Annotated in this window: 17 protein-coding genes and 1 pseudogene; 12 read left to right on the forward strand and 6 right to left on the reverse strand. The window is 49.3% G+C overall.

What is annotated here, in order from left to right; translation table 11 throughout:
- The first annotated feature begins 90 nt into the window (after window positions 1–90).
- The 5 genes from cysB (at window position 91) to acnA (ending at window position 4742) form a co-directional block, all read left to right on the forward strand.
- A complete protein-coding gene (cysB, locus tag ACJHX3_RS07990) occupies window positions 91–1065 on the forward strand; it encodes an HTH-type transcriptional regulator CysB (RefSeq protein WP_000776253.1) in 975 nt (324 codons plus the stop codon).
- A gap of 318 nt (window positions 1066–1383) precedes the next feature.
- On the forward strand, window positions 1384–1524 hold the full coding sequence (locus ACJHX3_RS07995; protein WP_001300896.1) for a YmiA family putative membrane protein: 141 nt from the start codon (window positions 1384–1386) through the stop codon (window positions 1522–1524).
- 2 nt (window positions 1525–1526) lie between these two features.
- The gene (gene yciX, locus ACJHX3_RS08000; RefSeq protein WP_001469241.1) at window positions 1527–1694 is read left to right on the forward strand and encodes a protein YciX; all 168 of its coding nucleotides are present in this window, start codon (window positions 1527–1529) and stop codon (window positions 1692–1694) included.
- A gap of 113 nt (window positions 1695–1807) precedes the next feature.
- Window positions 1808–1903, forward strand: coding sequence for a small membrane protein YmiC (gene ymiC / locus ACJHX3_RS08005; RefSeq protein WP_001605341.1), 96 nt, complete (start codon window positions 1808–1810; stop codon window positions 1901–1903).
- A 163-nt stretch (window positions 1904–2066) separates the two neighbouring features.
- The gene (acnA, locus tag ACJHX3_RS08010; RefSeq protein ID WP_094321745.1) at window positions 2067–4742 is read left to right on the forward strand and encodes an aconitate hydratase AcnA; all 2676 of its coding nucleotides are present in this window, start codon (window positions 2067–2069) and stop codon (window positions 4740–4742) included.
- 63 nt (window positions 4743–4805) lie between these two features.
- Here the strand turns inward: acnA and ribA are convergent, their stop codons facing one another.
- A complete protein-coding gene (ribA, locus tag ACJHX3_RS08015; RefSeq protein ID WP_001176295.1) occupies window positions 4806–5396 on the reverse strand; it encodes a GTP cyclohydrolase II in 591 nt (196 codons plus the stop codon).
- 169 nt (window positions 5397–5565) lie between these two features.
- On the opposite strand from ribA, the gene pgpB reads away from it, so the two are divergent.
- The 5 genes from pgpB (at window position 5566) to yciH (ending at window position 9218) form a co-directional block, all read left to right on the forward strand.
- Window positions 5566–6330, forward strand: coding sequence for a phosphatidylglycerophosphatase B (gene pgpB / locus ACJHX3_RS08020; RefSeq protein ID WP_001256550.1), 765 nt, complete (start codon window positions 5566–5568; stop codon window positions 6328–6330).
- A gap of 148 nt (window positions 6331–6478) precedes the next feature.
- Complete coding sequence (gene lapA / locus ACJHX3_RS08025; protein WP_000876284.1) at window positions 6479–6787, forward strand: lipopolysaccharide assembly protein LapA; 309 nt, start codon at window positions 6479–6481, stop codon at window positions 6785–6787.
- Between the two features lie 6 nt (window positions 6788–6793).
- Complete coding sequence (gene lapB / locus ACJHX3_RS08030) at window positions 6794–7963, forward strand: lipopolysaccharide assembly protein LapB (protein ID WP_094321746.1); 1170 nt, start codon at window positions 6794–6796, stop codon at window positions 7961–7963.
- A 191-nt stretch (window positions 7964–8154) separates the two neighbouring features.
- Window positions 8155–8892, forward strand: coding sequence for an orotidine-5'-phosphate decarboxylase (pyrF, locus tag ACJHX3_RS08035; RefSeq protein WP_021501139.1), 738 nt, complete (start codon window positions 8155–8157; stop codon window positions 8890–8892).
- Window positions 8892–9218 carry a stress response translation initiation inhibitor YciH gene (gene yciH, locus ACJHX3_RS08040; RefSeq protein ID WP_001353236.1) on the forward strand — a complete coding sequence of 109 codons (327 nt, stop codon included), beginning with the start codon at window positions 8892–8894 and terminating at the stop codon, window positions 9216–9218. Before pyrF ends, yciH begins: the two co-directional genes overlap by 1 nt.
- 125 nt (window positions 9219–9343) lie before the next feature.
- Here the strand turns inward: yciH and osmB are convergent, their stop codons facing one another.
- The 3 genes from osmB to yciZ all read right to left on the reverse strand — a co-directional run bounded on the left by osmB (window position 9344) and on the right by yciZ (window position 10843).
- Window positions 9344–9562: an osmotically-inducible lipoprotein OsmB gene (gene osmB, locus ACJHX3_RS08045; RefSeq protein ID WP_000498253.1), complete on the reverse strand. Its 219-nt coding sequence runs from the start codon at window positions 9560–9562 to the stop codon at window positions 9344–9346.
- Between the two features lie 268 nt (window positions 9563–9830).
- Window positions 9831–10580, reverse strand: a complete 750-nt coding sequence (locus ACJHX3_RS08050) for a DNA-binding transcriptional regulator YciT (protein ID WP_001088604.1) — start codon at window positions 10578–10580, stop codon at window positions 9831–9833.
- Between the two features lie 89 nt (window positions 10581–10669).
- Window positions 10670–10843, reverse strand: a complete 174-nt coding sequence (gene yciZ / locus ACJHX3_RS08055; protein ID WP_001288368.1) for a protein YciZ — start codon at window positions 10841–10843, stop codon at window positions 10670–10672.
- 36 nt (window positions 10844–10879) lie between these two features.
- Between yciZ and ymiD the strand changes: the two genes are divergently transcribed.
- A complete protein-coding gene (ymiD, locus tag ACJHX3_RS08060; RefSeq protein ID WP_023148853.1) occupies window positions 10880–11008 on the forward strand; it encodes a protein YmiD in 129 nt (42 codons plus the stop codon).
- Here the strand turns inward: ymiD and pdeR are convergent.
- Window positions 10990–12975: a cyclic di-GMP phosphodiesterase gene (pdeR, locus tag ACJHX3_RS08065; protein ID WP_000859966.1), complete on the reverse strand. Its 1986-nt coding sequence runs from the start codon at window positions 12973–12975 to the stop codon at window positions 10990–10992. The genes ymiD and pdeR overlap by 19 nt on opposite strands.
- 53 nt (window positions 12976–13028) lie before the next feature.
- Here pdeR and ACJHX3_RS08070 point away from each other — a divergent pair.
- Window positions 13029–13132 (forward strand): annotated as a pseudogene (locus ACJHX3_RS08070) (hypothetical protein).
- Window positions 13133–13208: 76 nt separating this feature from the next.
- On the opposite strand, the gene rnb reads toward ACJHX3_RS08070, so the two are convergent.
- Window positions 13209–15143, reverse strand: coding sequence for an exoribonuclease II (gene rnb / locus ACJHX3_RS08075; RefSeq protein WP_000484990.1), 1935 nt, complete (start codon window positions 15141–15143; stop codon window positions 13209–13211).
- Between the last annotated feature and the right edge of the window lie 16 nt (window positions 15144–15159).

Below are 15159 nucleotides of genomic sequence, written 5' to 3' on the forward strand. Positions count from 1 at the left end.
GCACCTTTTTTATTATTAAATCGTATTAGTCACGCCGCCTGGTGTGACGAAAAAACGATGTTCTGATGGCGTCTAAGTGGATGGTTTAACATGAAATTACAACAACTTCGCTATATTGTTGAGGTCGTCAATCATAACCTGAATGTCTCATCAACGGCGGAAGGACTTTACACATCACAACCCGGGATCAGTAAACAAGTCAGAATGCTGGAAGACGAGCTAGGCATTCAAATTTTTTCCCGAAGCGGCAAGCACCTGACGCAGGTAACGCCAGCAGGACAAGAAATAATTCGTATCGCTCGTGAAGTCCTGTCGAAAGTCGATGCCATAAAATCGGTCGCCGGAGAGCACACCTGGCCGGATAAAGGTTCGCTGTATATCGCCACCACGCATACCCAGGCACGCTATGCGTTACCAAACGTCATCAAAGGCTTTATTGAGCGTTATCCTCGCGTTTCTTTGCATATGCACCAGGGCTCGCCGACGCAAATTGCTGATGCCGTCTCTAAAGGCAATGCCGATTTCGCGATCGCCACAGAAGCACTACATCTGTATGAAGATTTAGTGATGTTACCGTGCTACCACTGGAATCGGGCTATTGTAGTCACTCCGGATCACCCGCTGGCAGGCAAAAAAGCCATTACCATTGAAGAACTGGCGCAATATCCGTTGGTGACATATACCTTCGGCTTTACCGGACGTTCAGAACTGGATACTGCCTTTAACCGCGCAGGGTTAACGCCACGTATCGTCTTCACGGCAACGGATGCTGACGTCATTAAAACTTACGTCCGGTTAGGGCTGGGGGTAGGGGTCATTGCCAGCATGGCGGTGGATCCGGTCGCCGATCCGGACCTTGTGCGCGTTGATGCTCACGATATCTTCAGCCACAGTACAACCAAAATTGGTTTTCGCCGTAGTACTTTTTTGCGCAGTTATATGTATGATTTCATTCAGCGTTTTGCACCGCATTTAACGCGTGATGTCGTTGATGCGGCTGTCGCATTACGCTCTAATGAAGAAATTGAGGTCATGTTTAAAGATATAAAACTGCCGGAAAAATAATTTCTTGCGTTATTTTCGGCACCTTTTATGTAGCGAAGGTGCCGGAATATATTCTCTTTTGTTGCTTATTTGTATACCGTGCACAATATTTTTATCCCTCATATTTATAGGGTAAATCACCTGTAAAGTAGTGTCTAATTACCCGCCTCGCAAACTCGAGTTTTCAAATATCTATTTCAGGTCAAAAGATTGAATTATTCACTGGAGACGATTCGTAAATTCGCTGGATTTTTGACTAAAGTTTCTTTAGGATTTGTCTCATCGTATGATTAATTACACCAATCGTTCAACGTCTTGCTGATAAATGATGGCGATTATATGAGGTTAGCAATGCCTTCTGGAAATCAGGAACCCCGCCGGGACCCTGAATTAAAACGCAAAGCCTGGCTGGCGGTATTTCTTGGTTCTGCACTTTTCTGGGTGGTTGTCGCACTGCTGATTTGGAAAGTGTGGGGATAACTATGGTCGGTCAGGAGCAACTGGAGTCGTCACCATTATGTCAGCATAGTGACAATGAACCAGAAACGAAACGGGAATGTTCCGTCGTTATTCCAGACGACTGGCAACTAACAACGCAGCAGCAAGCCTTTATAGAACTGTTTGCTGAAGATGATCAGCCGAAACAATAATTATCATCATTCTTATTACCCATTTTTAATGAATTAAAGGGCTTTTAATACACCGCAGCAATAACAAGTTGAGTTATCTCAACACAAAGTAATAACCGTTAAAGGTGTAGCCTATGATCAACACAAATATGAAATATTGGTCCTGGATGGGCGCGTTTTCTCTGTCGATGTTCTTCTGGGCCGAATTCCTCTGTATCATTACTCACTGATCCCTGACCCCGCTGCGGCGGGGTTTTCATTTGCTTTGCCACAAGGTTTCTCCTCTTTTATCAATTTGGGTTGTTATCAAATCGTTACGCGATGTTTGTGTTATCTTTAATATTCACCCTGAAGAGAATCAGGGCTTCGCAACCCTGTCATTAAGGAGGAGCTATGTCGTCAACCCTACGAGAAGCCAGTAAGGACACGTTGCAGGCCAAAGATAAAACTTACCACTACTACAGCCTGCCGCTTGCTGCCAAATCACTGGGCGATATCACCCGTCTGCCTAAGTCACTCAAAGTTTTGCTCGAAAACCTGCTGCGCTGGCAGGATGGTAACTCGGTTACCGAAGAGGATATCCACGCGCTGGCGGGATGGCTGAAAAATGCCCATGCTGACCGTGAAATTGCCTACCGCCCGGCAAGGGTGCTGATGCAGGACTTTACCGGCGTACCTGCCATTGTTGATCTGGCGGCAATGCGCGAAGCGGTTAAACGCCTCGGCGGCGATACTGCAAAGGTTAACCCGCTCTCACCGGTCGACCTGGTCATTGACCACTCGGTGACCGTCGATCGTTTTGGTGATGATGAGGCATTTGAAGAAAACGTACGCCTGGAAATGGAGCGCAACCACGAACGTTATGTGTTCCTGAAATGGGGAAAGCAAGCGTTCAGTCGGTTTAGCGTCGTGCCGCCAGGCACAGGCATTTGCCATCAGGTTAACCTCGAATATCTCGGCAAAGCAGTGTGGAGCGAATTGCAGGACGGTGAATGGATTGCTTATCCGGATACACTCGTTGGTACTGACTCGCACACCACCATGATCAACGGCCTTGGCGTGCTGGGGTGGGGCGTTGGTGGGATCGAAGCCGAAGCCGCAATGTTAGGACAGCCGGTTTCCATGCTTATCCCGGACGTAGTGGGCTTTAAACTCACCGGAAAATTACGTGAAGGTATTACCGCCACAGACCTGGTTCTCACCGTTACCCAAATGCTGCGCAAACATGGCGTGGTTGGGAAATTCGTCGAATTTTATGGTGATGGGCTGGATTCACTACCGCTGGCGGATCGCGCCACCATTGCCAATATGTCGCCAGAATATGGTGCCACCTGTGGCTTCTTCCCAATCGATGCTGTCACCCTCGATTACATGCGTTTAAGCGGGCGCAGCGAAGATCAGGTCGAGTTGGTCGAAAAATATGCCAAAGCGCAGGGCATGTGGCGTAACCCGGGCGATGAACCGATTTTTACCAGTACGTTAGAACTGGATATGAATGACGTTGAAGCGAGCCTGGCAGGGCCAAAACGCCCACAGGATCGCGTTGCACTGCCCGATGTACCAAAAGCATTTGCCGCCAGTAACGAACTGGAAGTGAATGCCACGCATAAAGATCGCCAGCCGGTCGATTATGTTATGAACGGACATCAGTATCAGTTACCTGATGGCGCGGTGGTCATTGCTGCGATAACGTCGTGCACCAACACCTCTAACCCAAGTGTGCTGATGGCCGCAGGTTTGCTGGCGAAAAAAGCTGTAACTCTGGGCCTCAAGCGGCAACCGTGGGTCAAAGCGTCGCTGGCACCAGGCTCGAAAGTCGTTTCTGATTATCTGGCAAAAGCGAAACTGACACCGTATCTCGATGAACTGGGATTTAACCTTGTGGGATACGGTTGTACCACCTGTATTGGTAACTCTGGTCCATTGCCCGATCCTATCGAAACGGCAATCAAAAAAGGCGATTTAACCGTCGGTGCGGTGCTGTCCGGCAACCGTAACTTTGAAGGCCGTATCCATCCGCTGGTTAAAACTAACTGGCTGGCCTCGCCGCCGCTGGTGGTTGCCTATGCGCTGGCGGGAAATATGAATATTAACCTCGCTTCTGAGCCTATTGGTCACGATCGTAAAGGCGACCCGGTATATCTGAAAGATATCTGGCCCTCGGCACAAGAAATTGCCCGTGCGGTAGAACAAGTCTCCACAGAAATGTTCCGCAAAGAGTACGCAGAAGTTTTTGAAGGCACAGCAGAGTGGAAGGAAATTAACGTCGCACGATCCGATACCTACGGTTGGCAGGAAGATTCAACCTATATTCGCTTATCGCCTTTCTTTGATGAAATGCAGGCAACACCAGCACCTGTGGAAGATATTCACGGTGCGCGGATCCTCGCAATGCTGGGGGACTCGGTTACCACTGACCACATTTCTCCGGCGGGCAGCATTAAGCCCGACAGCCCAGCGGGTCGATATCTACAAGGCCGGGGTGTTGAGCGAAAAGACTTTAACTCCTACGGTTCGCGGCGTGGTAACCATGAAGTGATGATGCGCGGCACCTTCGCCAATATTCGCATCCGTAATGAAATGGTGCCTGGTGTTGAAGGGGGGATGACGCGGCATTTACCTGACAGCGACGTAGTCTCTATTTATGATGCTGCGATGCGCTATAAGCAGGAGCAAACGCCGCTGGCGGTGATTGCCGGGAAAGAGTATGGATCAGGCTCCAGCCGTGACTGGGCGGCAAAAGGTCCGCGTCTGCTTGGAATTCGTGTGGTGATTGCCGAATCGTTTGAACGAATTCACCGTTCGAATTTAATTGGCATGGGCATCCTGCCGCTGGAATTTCCGCAAGGCGTAACGCGTAAAACGTTAGGGCTAACCGGGGAAGAGAAGATTGATATTGGCGATCTGCAAAATCTACAACCCGGCGCGACGGTTCCGGTGACGCTTACGCGCGCGGATGGTAGCCAGGAAGTCGTACTCTGCCGTTGTCGTATCGACACCGCGACGGAGTTGACCTACTACCAGAACGACGGCATTTTGCATTATGTCATTCGTAATATGTTGAAGTAACGAGTATTTGCTTGCCGGTTATTTTGCTTCCGGCAAGCAAATGAATTACACAATGCAAGAGGGTTATTTGTTCAGCAAATGACCCATTTTCTCGGCTTTGGTATCGAGATAATGTTCGTTATTGGGGTTACGACCTACAATCAACGGTACGCGTTCAACAATATTAATCCCTGCTTCGGTCAGAATTTCGACTTTTTTCGGGTTATTGGTTAACAAGCGGACTTCATTGACGCCAAGGAGTTTGAACATATCAGCGCAAAGAGTGAAGTCGCGCTCATCAGCGGCGAAGCCTAACTGGTGGTTAGCCTCTACAGTATCGTAACCTTGATCCTGCAGTGCATAAGCGCGGATTTTATTCAGCAGACCAATGTTACGACCTTCCTGACGGTGATACAGCAAAATACCACGGCCTTCTTCGGCAATTTGCGTCAGTGCCGCTTCGAGCTGGAAGCCACAATCGCAGCGCAAGCTGAACAGGGCGTCACCGGTCAGACATTCGGAATGGACGCGCGCAAGTACCGGGGTATGCCCGGAAATATCGCCATAGACTAGCGCGACATGATCGTGTCCGGTTGCCAGTTCTTCAAATCCCACCATCAGGAAATCGCCCCATGGGGTTGGCAGTTTGGCTTCTGCCACACGTTTAAGCTGCATGAAATTCTCCAGATAATGCTGGTTCTGTATTGGCTTATTTTGCCATAACGAGAAGGGGTTCACCTAATCACGACGCGTCGATCGTTCACGGAATGGCACAAATCTGTCAATTTTTCCTGGAACTGGCATTTTCAGTTATGATTGTGGGACTTATCAAAAAGGAGAGGCCATGCGTTCGATTGCCAGACGTACCGCAGTGGGAGCTGCACTATTGCTTGTTATGCCAGTAGCCGTATGGATTTCTGGCTGGCGTTGGCAACCTGGAGAACAAAGTTGGCTACTAAAAGCGGCTTTTTGGGTTACTGAAACTGTCACCCAGCCCTGGGGCGTCATTACACATTTGATTTTATTCGGTTGGTTTCTCTGGTGTCTGCGTTTTCGCATTAAGGCTGCCATTATGTTATTTGCCATTCTGGCGGCGGCAATTCTTGTGGGACAAGGCGTTAAATCCTGGATCAAAGACAAAGTCCAGGAACCACGACCTTTTGTTATCTGGCTGGAAAAAACACATCATATTCCGGTTGATGAGTTCTACACTTTAAAGCGAGCAGAACGCGGAAATCTAGTGAAAGAACAGTTGGCTGAAGAGAAAAATATCCCACAATATTTGCGTTCACACTGGCAGAAAGAGACGGGGTTTGCCTTTCCTTCCGGTCACACGATGTTTGCTGCCAGTTGGGCGCTGCTGGCCGTTGGTTTGCTGTGGCCGCGTCGGCGAACGTTAACCATTGCTATCTTGTTGGTCTGGGCAACGGGAGTCATGGGAAGCCGCCTGCTGCTCGGGATGCATTGGCCACGCGATCTGGTGGTAGCTACGTTGATTTCGTGGGCGCTGGTGGCGGTGGCAACGTGGCTTGCGCAACGAATTTGTGGGCCATTAACACCACCTGCGGAAGAAAATCGCGAAATTGCACAACGGGAACAAGAAAGTTAACGCTGGTTGATTTTCCGAATTTAGCCCTTAAATCATCAACAATGCGCGTGGATGCCATTTCGCAGACGGCGCGAAAATGGTACTTTAAAGGGCTATTGCGGTAAGTTGACCATAATTTATTCGCTCTAACCACATAACGGGAAGTAATGTGAAATATTTACTCATTTTCTTACTGGTGTTAGCGATCTTCGTGATTTCGGTCACGTTAGGTGCGCAGAACGATCAACAGGTGACGTTTAATTATCTGTTAGCGCAAGGGGAGTACCGTATTTCCACATTGCTGGCGGTATTGTTTGCTGCGGGGTTTGCTATCGGTTGGCTGATTTGCGGTCTGTTCTGGCTGCGAGTTCGTGTTTCCCTGGCGCGCGCTGAACGTAAAATAAAGCGACTGGAAAACCAGCTTTCACCCGCGACTGACGTGGCTGTAGCGCCGCATTCGTCAGCGGCGAAGGAATAACTTTCTATGCTGGAGTTGTTGTTTCTGCTTTTGCCTGTAGCCGCTGCCTATGGCTGGTATATGGGCCGCAGAAGTGCGCAACAAAACAAGCAAGATGAAGCCAACCGCTTGTCGCGTGATTACGTAGCGGGGGTTAATTTTCTGCTTAGTAATCAACAGGATAAAGCGGTAGACCTGTTTCTCGATATGCTTAAAGAGGATACGGGTACTGTTGAAGCCCACCTTACGCTCGGAAACCTGTTCCGTTCGCGTGGCGAAGTTGATCGCGCTATTCGCATCCATCAGACCCTAATGGAAAGCGCCTCGCTGACCTATGAACAGCGTCTGTTGGCGATTCAACAACTGGGGCGTGATTACATGGCCGCCGGGTTATACGACCGCGCGGAAGACATGTTCAATCAACTGACCGATGAAACTGACTTCCGCATTGGCGCGCTGCAACAGTTGCTACAAATCTACCAGGCTACCAGCGAGTGGCAGAAAGCAATTGATGTTGCCGAACGCCTGGTGAAGCTGGGTAAAGATAAGCAGCGCGTCGAAATTGCTCATTTCTACTGCGAGTTAGCCCTACAGCATATGGCCAGCGACGATCTCGATCGTGCCATGGCCTTGTTAAAAAAAGGTGCGGCGGCAGATAAAAACAGCGCCCGCGTATCCATCATGATGGGACGCATATTTATGGCGAAAGGAGAATACGCCAAAGCCGTCGAAAGTCTGCAACGCGTGATATCCCAGGACAGAGAACTGGTCAGCGAAACGCTGGAAATGCTGCAAACCTGCTACCAGCAGTTGGGTAAAACTGCCGAATGGGCAGAGTTCCTGCAGCGCGCGGTGGAAGAGAACACCGGTGCCGATGCTGAACTGATGCTTGCGGATATCATCGAAGCGCGCGATGGTAGTGAGGCCGCACAGGTCTATATTACGCGTCAACTTCAGCGTCATCCGACCATGCGTGTGTTCCATAAGCTAATGAATTACCACTTAAATGAAGCGGAAAAAGGGCGTGCCAAAGAGAGTCTGATGGTGCTGCGTGACATGGTTGGCGAGAAGGTGCGTAGTAAGCCTCGTTATCGCTGCCAGAAATGTGGTTTTACCGCATACACCCTCTACTGGCATTGTCCGTCTTGTCGGGCTTGGTCAACCATTAAACCGATTCGCGGTCTTGATGGCCTGTAATTTTTAAAAAAATCCGACTTTAGTTACAACATACTAATTATTGATGTTCCATCGTGCTCCGGTAACTCGGGCGCAGAAAAGCCTGCCAGGGGAGAAATCGCAACTGTTAATTTTTTATTTCCACGGGTAGAATGCTCGCCGTTTACCTGTTTCGCGCCACTTCCGGTGCCCATCATCAAGAAGGTCTGGTCATGACGTTAACTGCTTCATCTTCTTCCCGCGCTGTTACGAATTCTCCTGTGGTTGTTGCCCTTGATTATCATAATCGTGATGCCGCGCTGGCCTTTGTCGACAAGATCGACCCACGCGATTGTCGTCTGAAAGTCGGCAAAGAGATGTTTACGCTGTTTGGACCTCAATTTGTACGCGAACTTCAACAGCGTGGTTTTGATATCTTCCTCGACCTGAAATTTCACGATATTCCCAACACTGCAGCGCACGCTGTCGCTGCTGCAGCTGACTTAGGCGTGTGGATGGTGAATGTTCATGCCTCCGGAGGGGCGCGTATGATGACCGCAGCGCGTGAGGCACTGGTTCCGTTTGGCAAAGATGCACCGCTTTTGATTGCTGTGACAGTATTGACCAGCATGGAAGCCAGCGACCTGGCCGATCTTGGCATGACACTGTCACCTGCAGATTATGCAGAACGTCTGGCAGCACTGACGCAAAAATGTGGCCTTGATGGTGTGGTGTGTTCTGCTCAGGAAGCAGTGCGCTTTAAACAGGTATTTGGTCAGGAGTTCAAACTGGTTACACCGGGCATTCGTCCGCAGGGGAGTGAAGCTGGTGACCAGCGCCGCATTATGACGCCAGAACAGGCGTTGGCGGCTGGTGTTGATTATATGGTGATTGGTCGCCCGGTAACGCAATCGGTAGATCCAGCGCAAACGCTGAAAGCGATCAACGCCTCTTTACAGCGGAGTGCATGATGAGTGATTCCAACAGCCGTCTGGTCTACTCAACGGAAACCGGACGTATTGATGAGCCAAAAGCGGCCCCTGTACGCCCTAAAGGCGACGGTGTGGTGCGTATTCAGCGTCAGACCAGTGGACGTAAAGGTAAGGGCGTTTGCTTGATTACCGGTGTCGATCTCGATGATGCCGAACTGACAAAACTGGCAGCGGAACTGAAGAAAAAATGCGGCTGCGGTGGGGCAGTTAAAGATGGAATTATTGAAATCCAGGGTGATAAGCGCGATTTATTAAAATCACTGCTTGAAGCGAAAGGGATGAAGGTAAAACTCGCCGGTGGTTAACATAAAAAGCCACGGATATATCCGTGGCTTTAGAATATTTTACTGTGTGTATTATTCACTTATTTCGTACTGAACAGAATCAAGCGTATTATAATTGCGAGTCGATAATCGACATTTATTTACGATTATTTACCGACCTGGTGACCAATAACACCACCGACGGCTGCACCACCTAATGTACCCAGCGTACTGCCATCGGTCAGTACTGCACCGCCTAATGCACCTGCACCCGCGCCAATTGCGGTGTTACGGTCTCGTTTAGACCAGTTAGAACAGGCACTCAGAGACATTGCCAGGGTAATTGCCAGAACAGCCGCGGTCATTTTTTTGCTCGTTACAAACATAATACTCTCTCCTGAATTTATGATTCACGGAAGTACGCTCTCTATAACTATAATAGCTAAGAATAAGCCTGGTGAAATTATTCCGTGAAATCCGCTCGCGCGCAGGGTTATATCACGCAGGTGATAATGACTTCCTGTTATATCGCTGATAATAATTTTATATGTTGAGAGTGTTAATAACAGGTAAATAGTCTTAATTATCAACCAGGAATCATCTTAGAGCGGATGATTTGCAAAACAGCAAATCATCCGTGGAGAAGGGAAATGGTTAAATGTCAACGACGTGAACGGTGAGTTTACTGTGCTCAAGATGCATCAGATCGCTGGCGCGTATTTTCGAATCGGTAATCACGCGATTGAATCGCTCAACGGGGCCGATGGAGTATGAATGTACAGCACCAAATTTCGAGCTGTCAGTCAGGACTATCGCTTCGCACTCTTTTTCCAGCACGGCATTGACCACATCGGTACGCATCATATCGCGACCGGTAAACCCAGTTTCAGGTTGCCAGCCATCAATCCCAATAAATGCTTTGCTGAAATGCACCTGTTGGATGCACTGGCGTGTCAAAGGACCAACCATACTTTCGCTTTTTTTCTGGTACACGCCACCGAGCAAAATGACTTCACAAGGCGCGTCTTTCAGCAAATGCGCGATGTAGCTGCTGACCGTGATGATCGTGACATTTTTCTTCTGCTCGCCCAGAGTCCGGGCGAGCAGGGCATTGCTGCTGCCATTTTCGATAAAGATGGTTTCGCCCGGTTGAACCAGTGACGCGGCAAACTCGGCGAGTTCACGCTTCAGCGTATAGTTGTTCATCATACGGGTTTCGACGTCATCACTATCAAGCGAAACTGCAAAACCATGTGCACGGCGGAGGTAACTCAGTTTTTCGAGGGTGTTGAGATCCTGGCGAATGGTAACTTCAGAAACTCCAGTGGCTTTTGCCAGATCGGTTACGCTAACCTGACCCTGGTCAATGACCATCTGTAGAATAGTTTGTTGTCGGGAATTCATCGCTGTAATTCTTATAACGTTATAATACTAAATAAAAAAATACTGACGCGCCGGGCATCCTCAAATAGGAAAACCTGAAGGCACGATTGTTAAATCTCCCACGGTGCCTTCGGGATGTCTGGCGTAGATTCAGCAACCTGGCGCAAGAGTTCTGCTTTAAGTATCTCGAGATTATGGATCGCAGAGTGGTAATCGCCTGCCACAAGGATATCTAACACAATATCAATACGTTCGGCAACGCGCTGGGCATCAAATTCAGACATCAAGGACATCCTTATAGCAAAAGGGGAAAATGAATAATGCAAAAATTGCCGCTAAAAGAGAAGTGTTTAACAGCAACGGCTAATTATCATCCGGGAATACGATATATAATGACGGAATATAGCGCTAAGTATATATATTCATCTACTTATGCGCGCTTCAGATAGCGTTTATACCAGCGTTCAAAGGCGACGGCGGGCATCGGTTTGGCAAACAAAAATCCTTGCCGCTCATTGATCCCGTTCTTGGTTAAAAAAGCATCTTCCTTTTTACTCTCCACTCCTTCAGCGATCACCTGAAGATTCAATGCCTGGGCCACAGCGACGATCGCCCGGACCAGCGACTGTGAGACAGGTTGTTTGTGAATATCTCGAACAAAAACCTGGTCAAGTTTAATCGCATCGATCGGAAAGCGCGCCAGTTGCGAAAGTGAAGAGTAGCCGGTACCAAAATCGTCCAGATGCACTTGCGCACCTAGTTGGCTAAATTGTTGAATAACAGAAAGTGCCAGTTCATCATTCTCAATCAGGCAGCTCTCCGTCAGTTCAACATCAATAGGGCAGTATTCAAAATTGAGTTCCTGGAGAACCTGTTTCAGGGCGGTGAAAATGGTTTGATCGGCGAGCTGACGTGCAGAAATGTTTACCGCCACTCGCAGGTTAATACCTTTATCCCGCCACTTTGCCACCTGGCGTACGACATCGAGAATCACCCAACGGCCTAAAGGCACAATTAGCCCTGACTCTTCGGCGTAGGAAATGAAGTCCAACGGTGGAATCAACCCACGTTCAGGTGACTGCCAACGTACTAGTGCTTCCAGACTGCGCACTTCGCCACGCCAGGTGATTTTCGGTTGATAGTGAATAACCAACTGATCGTTTTCCAGTGCTTTACGCAAGTTGGTATCCAGCCAGAGATATTCAAATACCCGCTGATTCATTTCTGGAGTAAAAACGCAAAATTGTCCTCGTCCGCCTTCCTTCGCTGTGTACATTGCTGTGTCGGCGTGACGAATAATAGCCGCGCTGTCCGAACCATGTTCGGGAGAGAGTGAAATACCCACTGAACAGCTGGTATAAACTTCAATTAAACCAATGCGGAAGGGGAGTCGTAAGCGAGTCAAAATTCGTGATGCCATTGCTTCCAGCGCGCTTTGTGAGGTATTGGATGCCAGTACCAGAAACTCATCGCCACCTGGACGCGCCAACACCTGATCATGTTCGAGACAGCTTAAAATGGCCAATGACACGTCGCGTAATAGCTGGTCACCAAACAAATGCCCATAAGCGTCGTTGACCTTTTTAAAATTATCCAAATCAAGATACACAACCCCAACTTTATTGTTATCTGCCTGATTAATGGCGTGATCGATTAACTCCTGCATTGCGTTACGATTCGGCAGTCCGGTGATACTGTCGGTATTTGCCAGAATACGCAGTCGCTCCTGAGCGCGGCGCTCTTCGGTAATGTCGGTGCCGGAACAGATTAAAAAAATCTCGTTCTTGCCACTGCCGCTGTGGACAAATTTATTGCGAAACAGAAACAGCCGCTGGCCTTTACGTGTTGGTATCCACAGTTCGACTTCATATGCATTGCCGCTTCGAAAAAATACACGGTTATTACGCCTGGATGCCGCAGCTTCACGACGGCTCATAAACAGTTTAAACACGCTTTGCCCAATTACGTCATGTTCTTTCAACCCTGTGTAATCTTCACATAACCGATTGAAGCGTTGGATATTCCCCCGGCTGTCGAGAATCACTATTGCGGAATGTGCTTCAGAAACTACCTGCTCAGCAAAGGAAAGCCCGTGTGATAAATCACGAGCAACTGCTGGTGTGTCATGCCATGCAGACGCGTTGCCAGCCCATTCCCGTTTATTGATTTTTCGTCCTACCAGATGCACAGAAAGATCGCTTTCATCGACGGTCAGACTCATCATCAGGCTGGAGGTGATGACCGTCATTTCCCTGATGCGAGCAGCCTGTTCGGCAGATAACTGCAACGTACGTTCAGGTTCTGTGGTTTCGGTGGTAGAAAAGCGCAAAACATCGCTGCTTTCCGTTAACCGCCAGTATGGATTGTGCGATCCGAGAAAGTTGTACAACGTTGTGGACTCCCTAACGGTTTTCATGATGCATATCCTCCGGTTAACAGCGGAGTCCGCGGTTAAATAAAAGGAACAACATGACTTACATGAAATTAACGGCGGCTAAACGCATTGTTTTTTTATATATTTATTTGTAATCCAGTTTTGGAAAAACGCCAGTTTTCAAACGAAAGTCAGTTAAAAATCTGCCGGGATATGACGAAGGTGGAGCGGGGAAATAAACGGCCCATTCATGAGGAATGGGCCGTGAAAGGAGATTACGCGACCGGGCGCGCAATAATGCTGCGGGTTTCCATGCGGACTTCGGCAATGGTGACGTCAATAACGTCAGTCACTTTGTAAGCCGTTTCACCTTTAATTTGTACAGTGCCGTTTTCCTGGCTGCAAACCAGTTCATCGCGCACAGCGTGTAAGAAAGGTGCCGGAATAAAGGCGATAGCGCCGTTATCAACCAAACGCACACGCATGCCGCCACGGCTGATATCGACAATTTCCGCCGCGAAACGGGTGTCGGTCCCGGCTTTGTCTTTCAGGAAGCGTGCGTATAACCAGTCGCCAACATCACGTTCTGCCATTCGGTTGAGACGGCGACGCTCGGCCATTTGGACAGTGATTTCATCCTGCGGACGCGTCGCAGTTTCGCCTTTGATAACCGCTTTCAGCAGACGGTGGTTGATCATGTCGCCATATTTACGGATCGGCGAAGTCCAGGTGGCGTATGACTCCAGACCGAGGCCAAAGTGAGGACCGGGTTCAGTGCTAATTTCAGCAAATGACTGGAAGCGACGAATGCGGCTGTCGAGGAAACCAGTTGGTTGCGCATCCAGTTCACGACGCAGTTTGCAGAAACCGTCCAGCGTGAGCACTTCTTCGGCATCGACATGCAGACCGTGGGTTTTCAGCAACGCTGCCAGCGCGTCGGCATTCGCCGGATCAAAGCCCATATGCACGTTATAGATGCCAAAACCGAGCTTATCGCGCAGTACGCGGGCCGCACAAATGTTAGCGGCAATCATCGCTTCTTCGACGATACGATTGGCAATGCGACGAGGCTCGGCGACGATATCCAGCACTTCACCTTTTTCACCGAGAATAAAGCGGTAATCCGGGCGATCTTTAAATACCAGTGCGTGGTTATGACGCCACTCACCGCGGCGTTGGCAAATTTGCGCTAACAAACGGACTTGTTCGGCAATTGCTTCACTTTCAGGCTGCCAGTCACCGGTATTTTCCAGCCAGTCAGAGACCTGGTCATACACCAGCTTCGCTTTGGATTCGATGGTGGCGGCAAAGAATTCGATATTATCTTCAATGGTGCCATCAGCGGAGAGCGTCATGCGGCATGCCAGTACCGGGCGGACTTCATTGGCGCGCAGTGAGCAGAGATCGTCCGAAAGCTCACGAGGCAGCATAGGGATGTTGAAGCCAGGCAGATAGTTGGTGAATGCGCGAATTTTCGCGGCTTTGTCCAGCTTGCTGCCTTCAGCAATCCACGCGGTTGGATCGGCAATCGCCACAATCAGCTGAAGTTTGTCATCCGGCAACGCCTTAGCGAAAAGGGCGTCATCCATATCTTCTGTGCTGGCACTGTCGATGGTGACAAAATCCAGCGCGGTCAGATCTTCACGAACCAGACCTTCATCGAGCATTTCGGTAGCGACGCCGTCTGGTGCTTCTTTTTCCAGATTATGGCGCGCAAGAGTAACCCACCACGGTACAAAGTGGTCGTCACCAAAAGTGATGTATTGTGTCAGTTCAGCATAGAAAGAACGATCGCCTTTCAGCGGATGACGGCGCATTTCGGCAACCGCCCAGTCGCCTTCTTTAAACTCGTGGTTCAGGCCACGGGCTGCGCGGCAAGGAATGGCGTCTTTTAAGAGTGGATGATCAGGAACGATGGCCAGACGGTCATTTTTGCCCTGAACTTTACCCACGAAACGAGTCAGGAACGGTTCAACCAGTTCTTCTGGCTCTGCGGATTCACGTTCTTTTTCACTGTGGATCACCGCGATAATTCGGTCGCCATGCATGACTTTTTTCATCTGCGGCGGCGGAATGAAATAACTTTTTTGCGCGTCGACTTCCAGGAAGCCAAAGCCTTTTTCTGTGGCTTTTACCACCCCTTCAGCGCGTGGCGTCTGGGAATGCAGTTGCTGTTTAAGCTGCGCTAGCAGCGGGTTGTCCTGAAACATAATTGTCTATTTTGGT

This window comes from Escherichia sp. WS1265 (genome assembly GCF_046487585.1).
GTDB lineage: Bacteria > Pseudomonadota > Gammaproteobacteria > Enterobacterales > Enterobacteriaceae > Escherichia > Escherichia coli.

Bases quoted from the DNA above. Each gene is read 5' to 3' on its own strand.
- cysB (WP_000776253.1), top strand. From the start codon at position 91: ATGAAATTACAACAACTTCGCTATATTGTTGAGGTCGTCAATCATAAC.
- ACJHX3_RS07995 (WP_001300896.1), top strand. From the start codon at position 1,384: ATGAGGTTAGCAATGCCTTCTGGAAATCAGGAACCCCGCCGGGACCCT.
- yciX (WP_001469241.1), top strand. From the start codon at position 1,527: ATGGTCGGTCAGGAGCAACTGGAGTCGTCACCATTATGTCAGCATAGT.
- ymiC (WP_001605341.1), top strand. From the start codon at position 1,808: ATGATCAACACAAATATGAAATATTGGTCCTGGATGGGCGCGTTTTCT.
- acnA (WP_094321745.1), top strand. From the start codon at position 2,067: ATGTCGTCAACCCTACGAGAAGCCAGTAAGGACACGTTGCAGGCCAAA.
- ribA (WP_001176295.1), bottom strand. From the start codon at position 5,396: ATGCAGCTTAAACGTGTGGCAGAAGCCAAACTGCCAACCCCATGGGGC.
- pgpB (WP_001256550.1), top strand. From the start codon at position 5,566: ATGCGTTCGATTGCCAGACGTACCGCAGTGGGAGCTGCACTATTGCTT.
- lapB (WP_094321746.1), top strand. From the start codon at position 6,794: ATGCTGGAGTTGTTGTTTCTGCTTTTGCCTGTAGCCGCTGCCTATGGC.
- pyrF (WP_021501139.1), top strand. From the start codon at position 8,155: ATGACGTTAACTGCTTCATCTTCTTCCCGCGCTGTTACGAATTCTCCT.
- yciH (WP_001353236.1), top strand. From the start codon at position 8,892: ATGAGTGATTCCAACAGCCGTCTGGTCTACTCAACGGAAACCGGACGT.
- osmB (WP_000498253.1), bottom strand. From the start codon at position 9,562: ATGTTTGTAACGAGCAAAAAAATGACCGCGGCTGTTCTGGCAATTACC.
- ACJHX3_RS08050 (WP_001088604.1), bottom strand. From the start codon at position 10,580: ATGAATTCCCGACAACAAACTATTCTACAGATGGTCATTGACCAGGGT.
- yciZ (WP_001288368.1), bottom strand. From the start codon at position 10,843: ATGTCTGAATTTGATGCCCAGCGCGTTGCCGAACGTATTGATATTGTG.
- ymiD (WP_023148853.1), top strand. From the start codon at position 10,880: ATGCAAAAATTGCCGCTAAAAGAGAAGTGTTTAACAGCAACGGCTAAT.
- pdeR (WP_000859966.1), bottom strand. From the start codon at position 12,975: ATGAAAACCGTTAGGGAGTCCACAACGTTGTACAACTTTCTCGGATCG.
- rnb (WP_000484990.1), bottom strand. From the start codon at position 15,143: ATGTTTCAGGACAACCCGCTGCTAGCGCAGCTTAAACAGCAACTGCAT.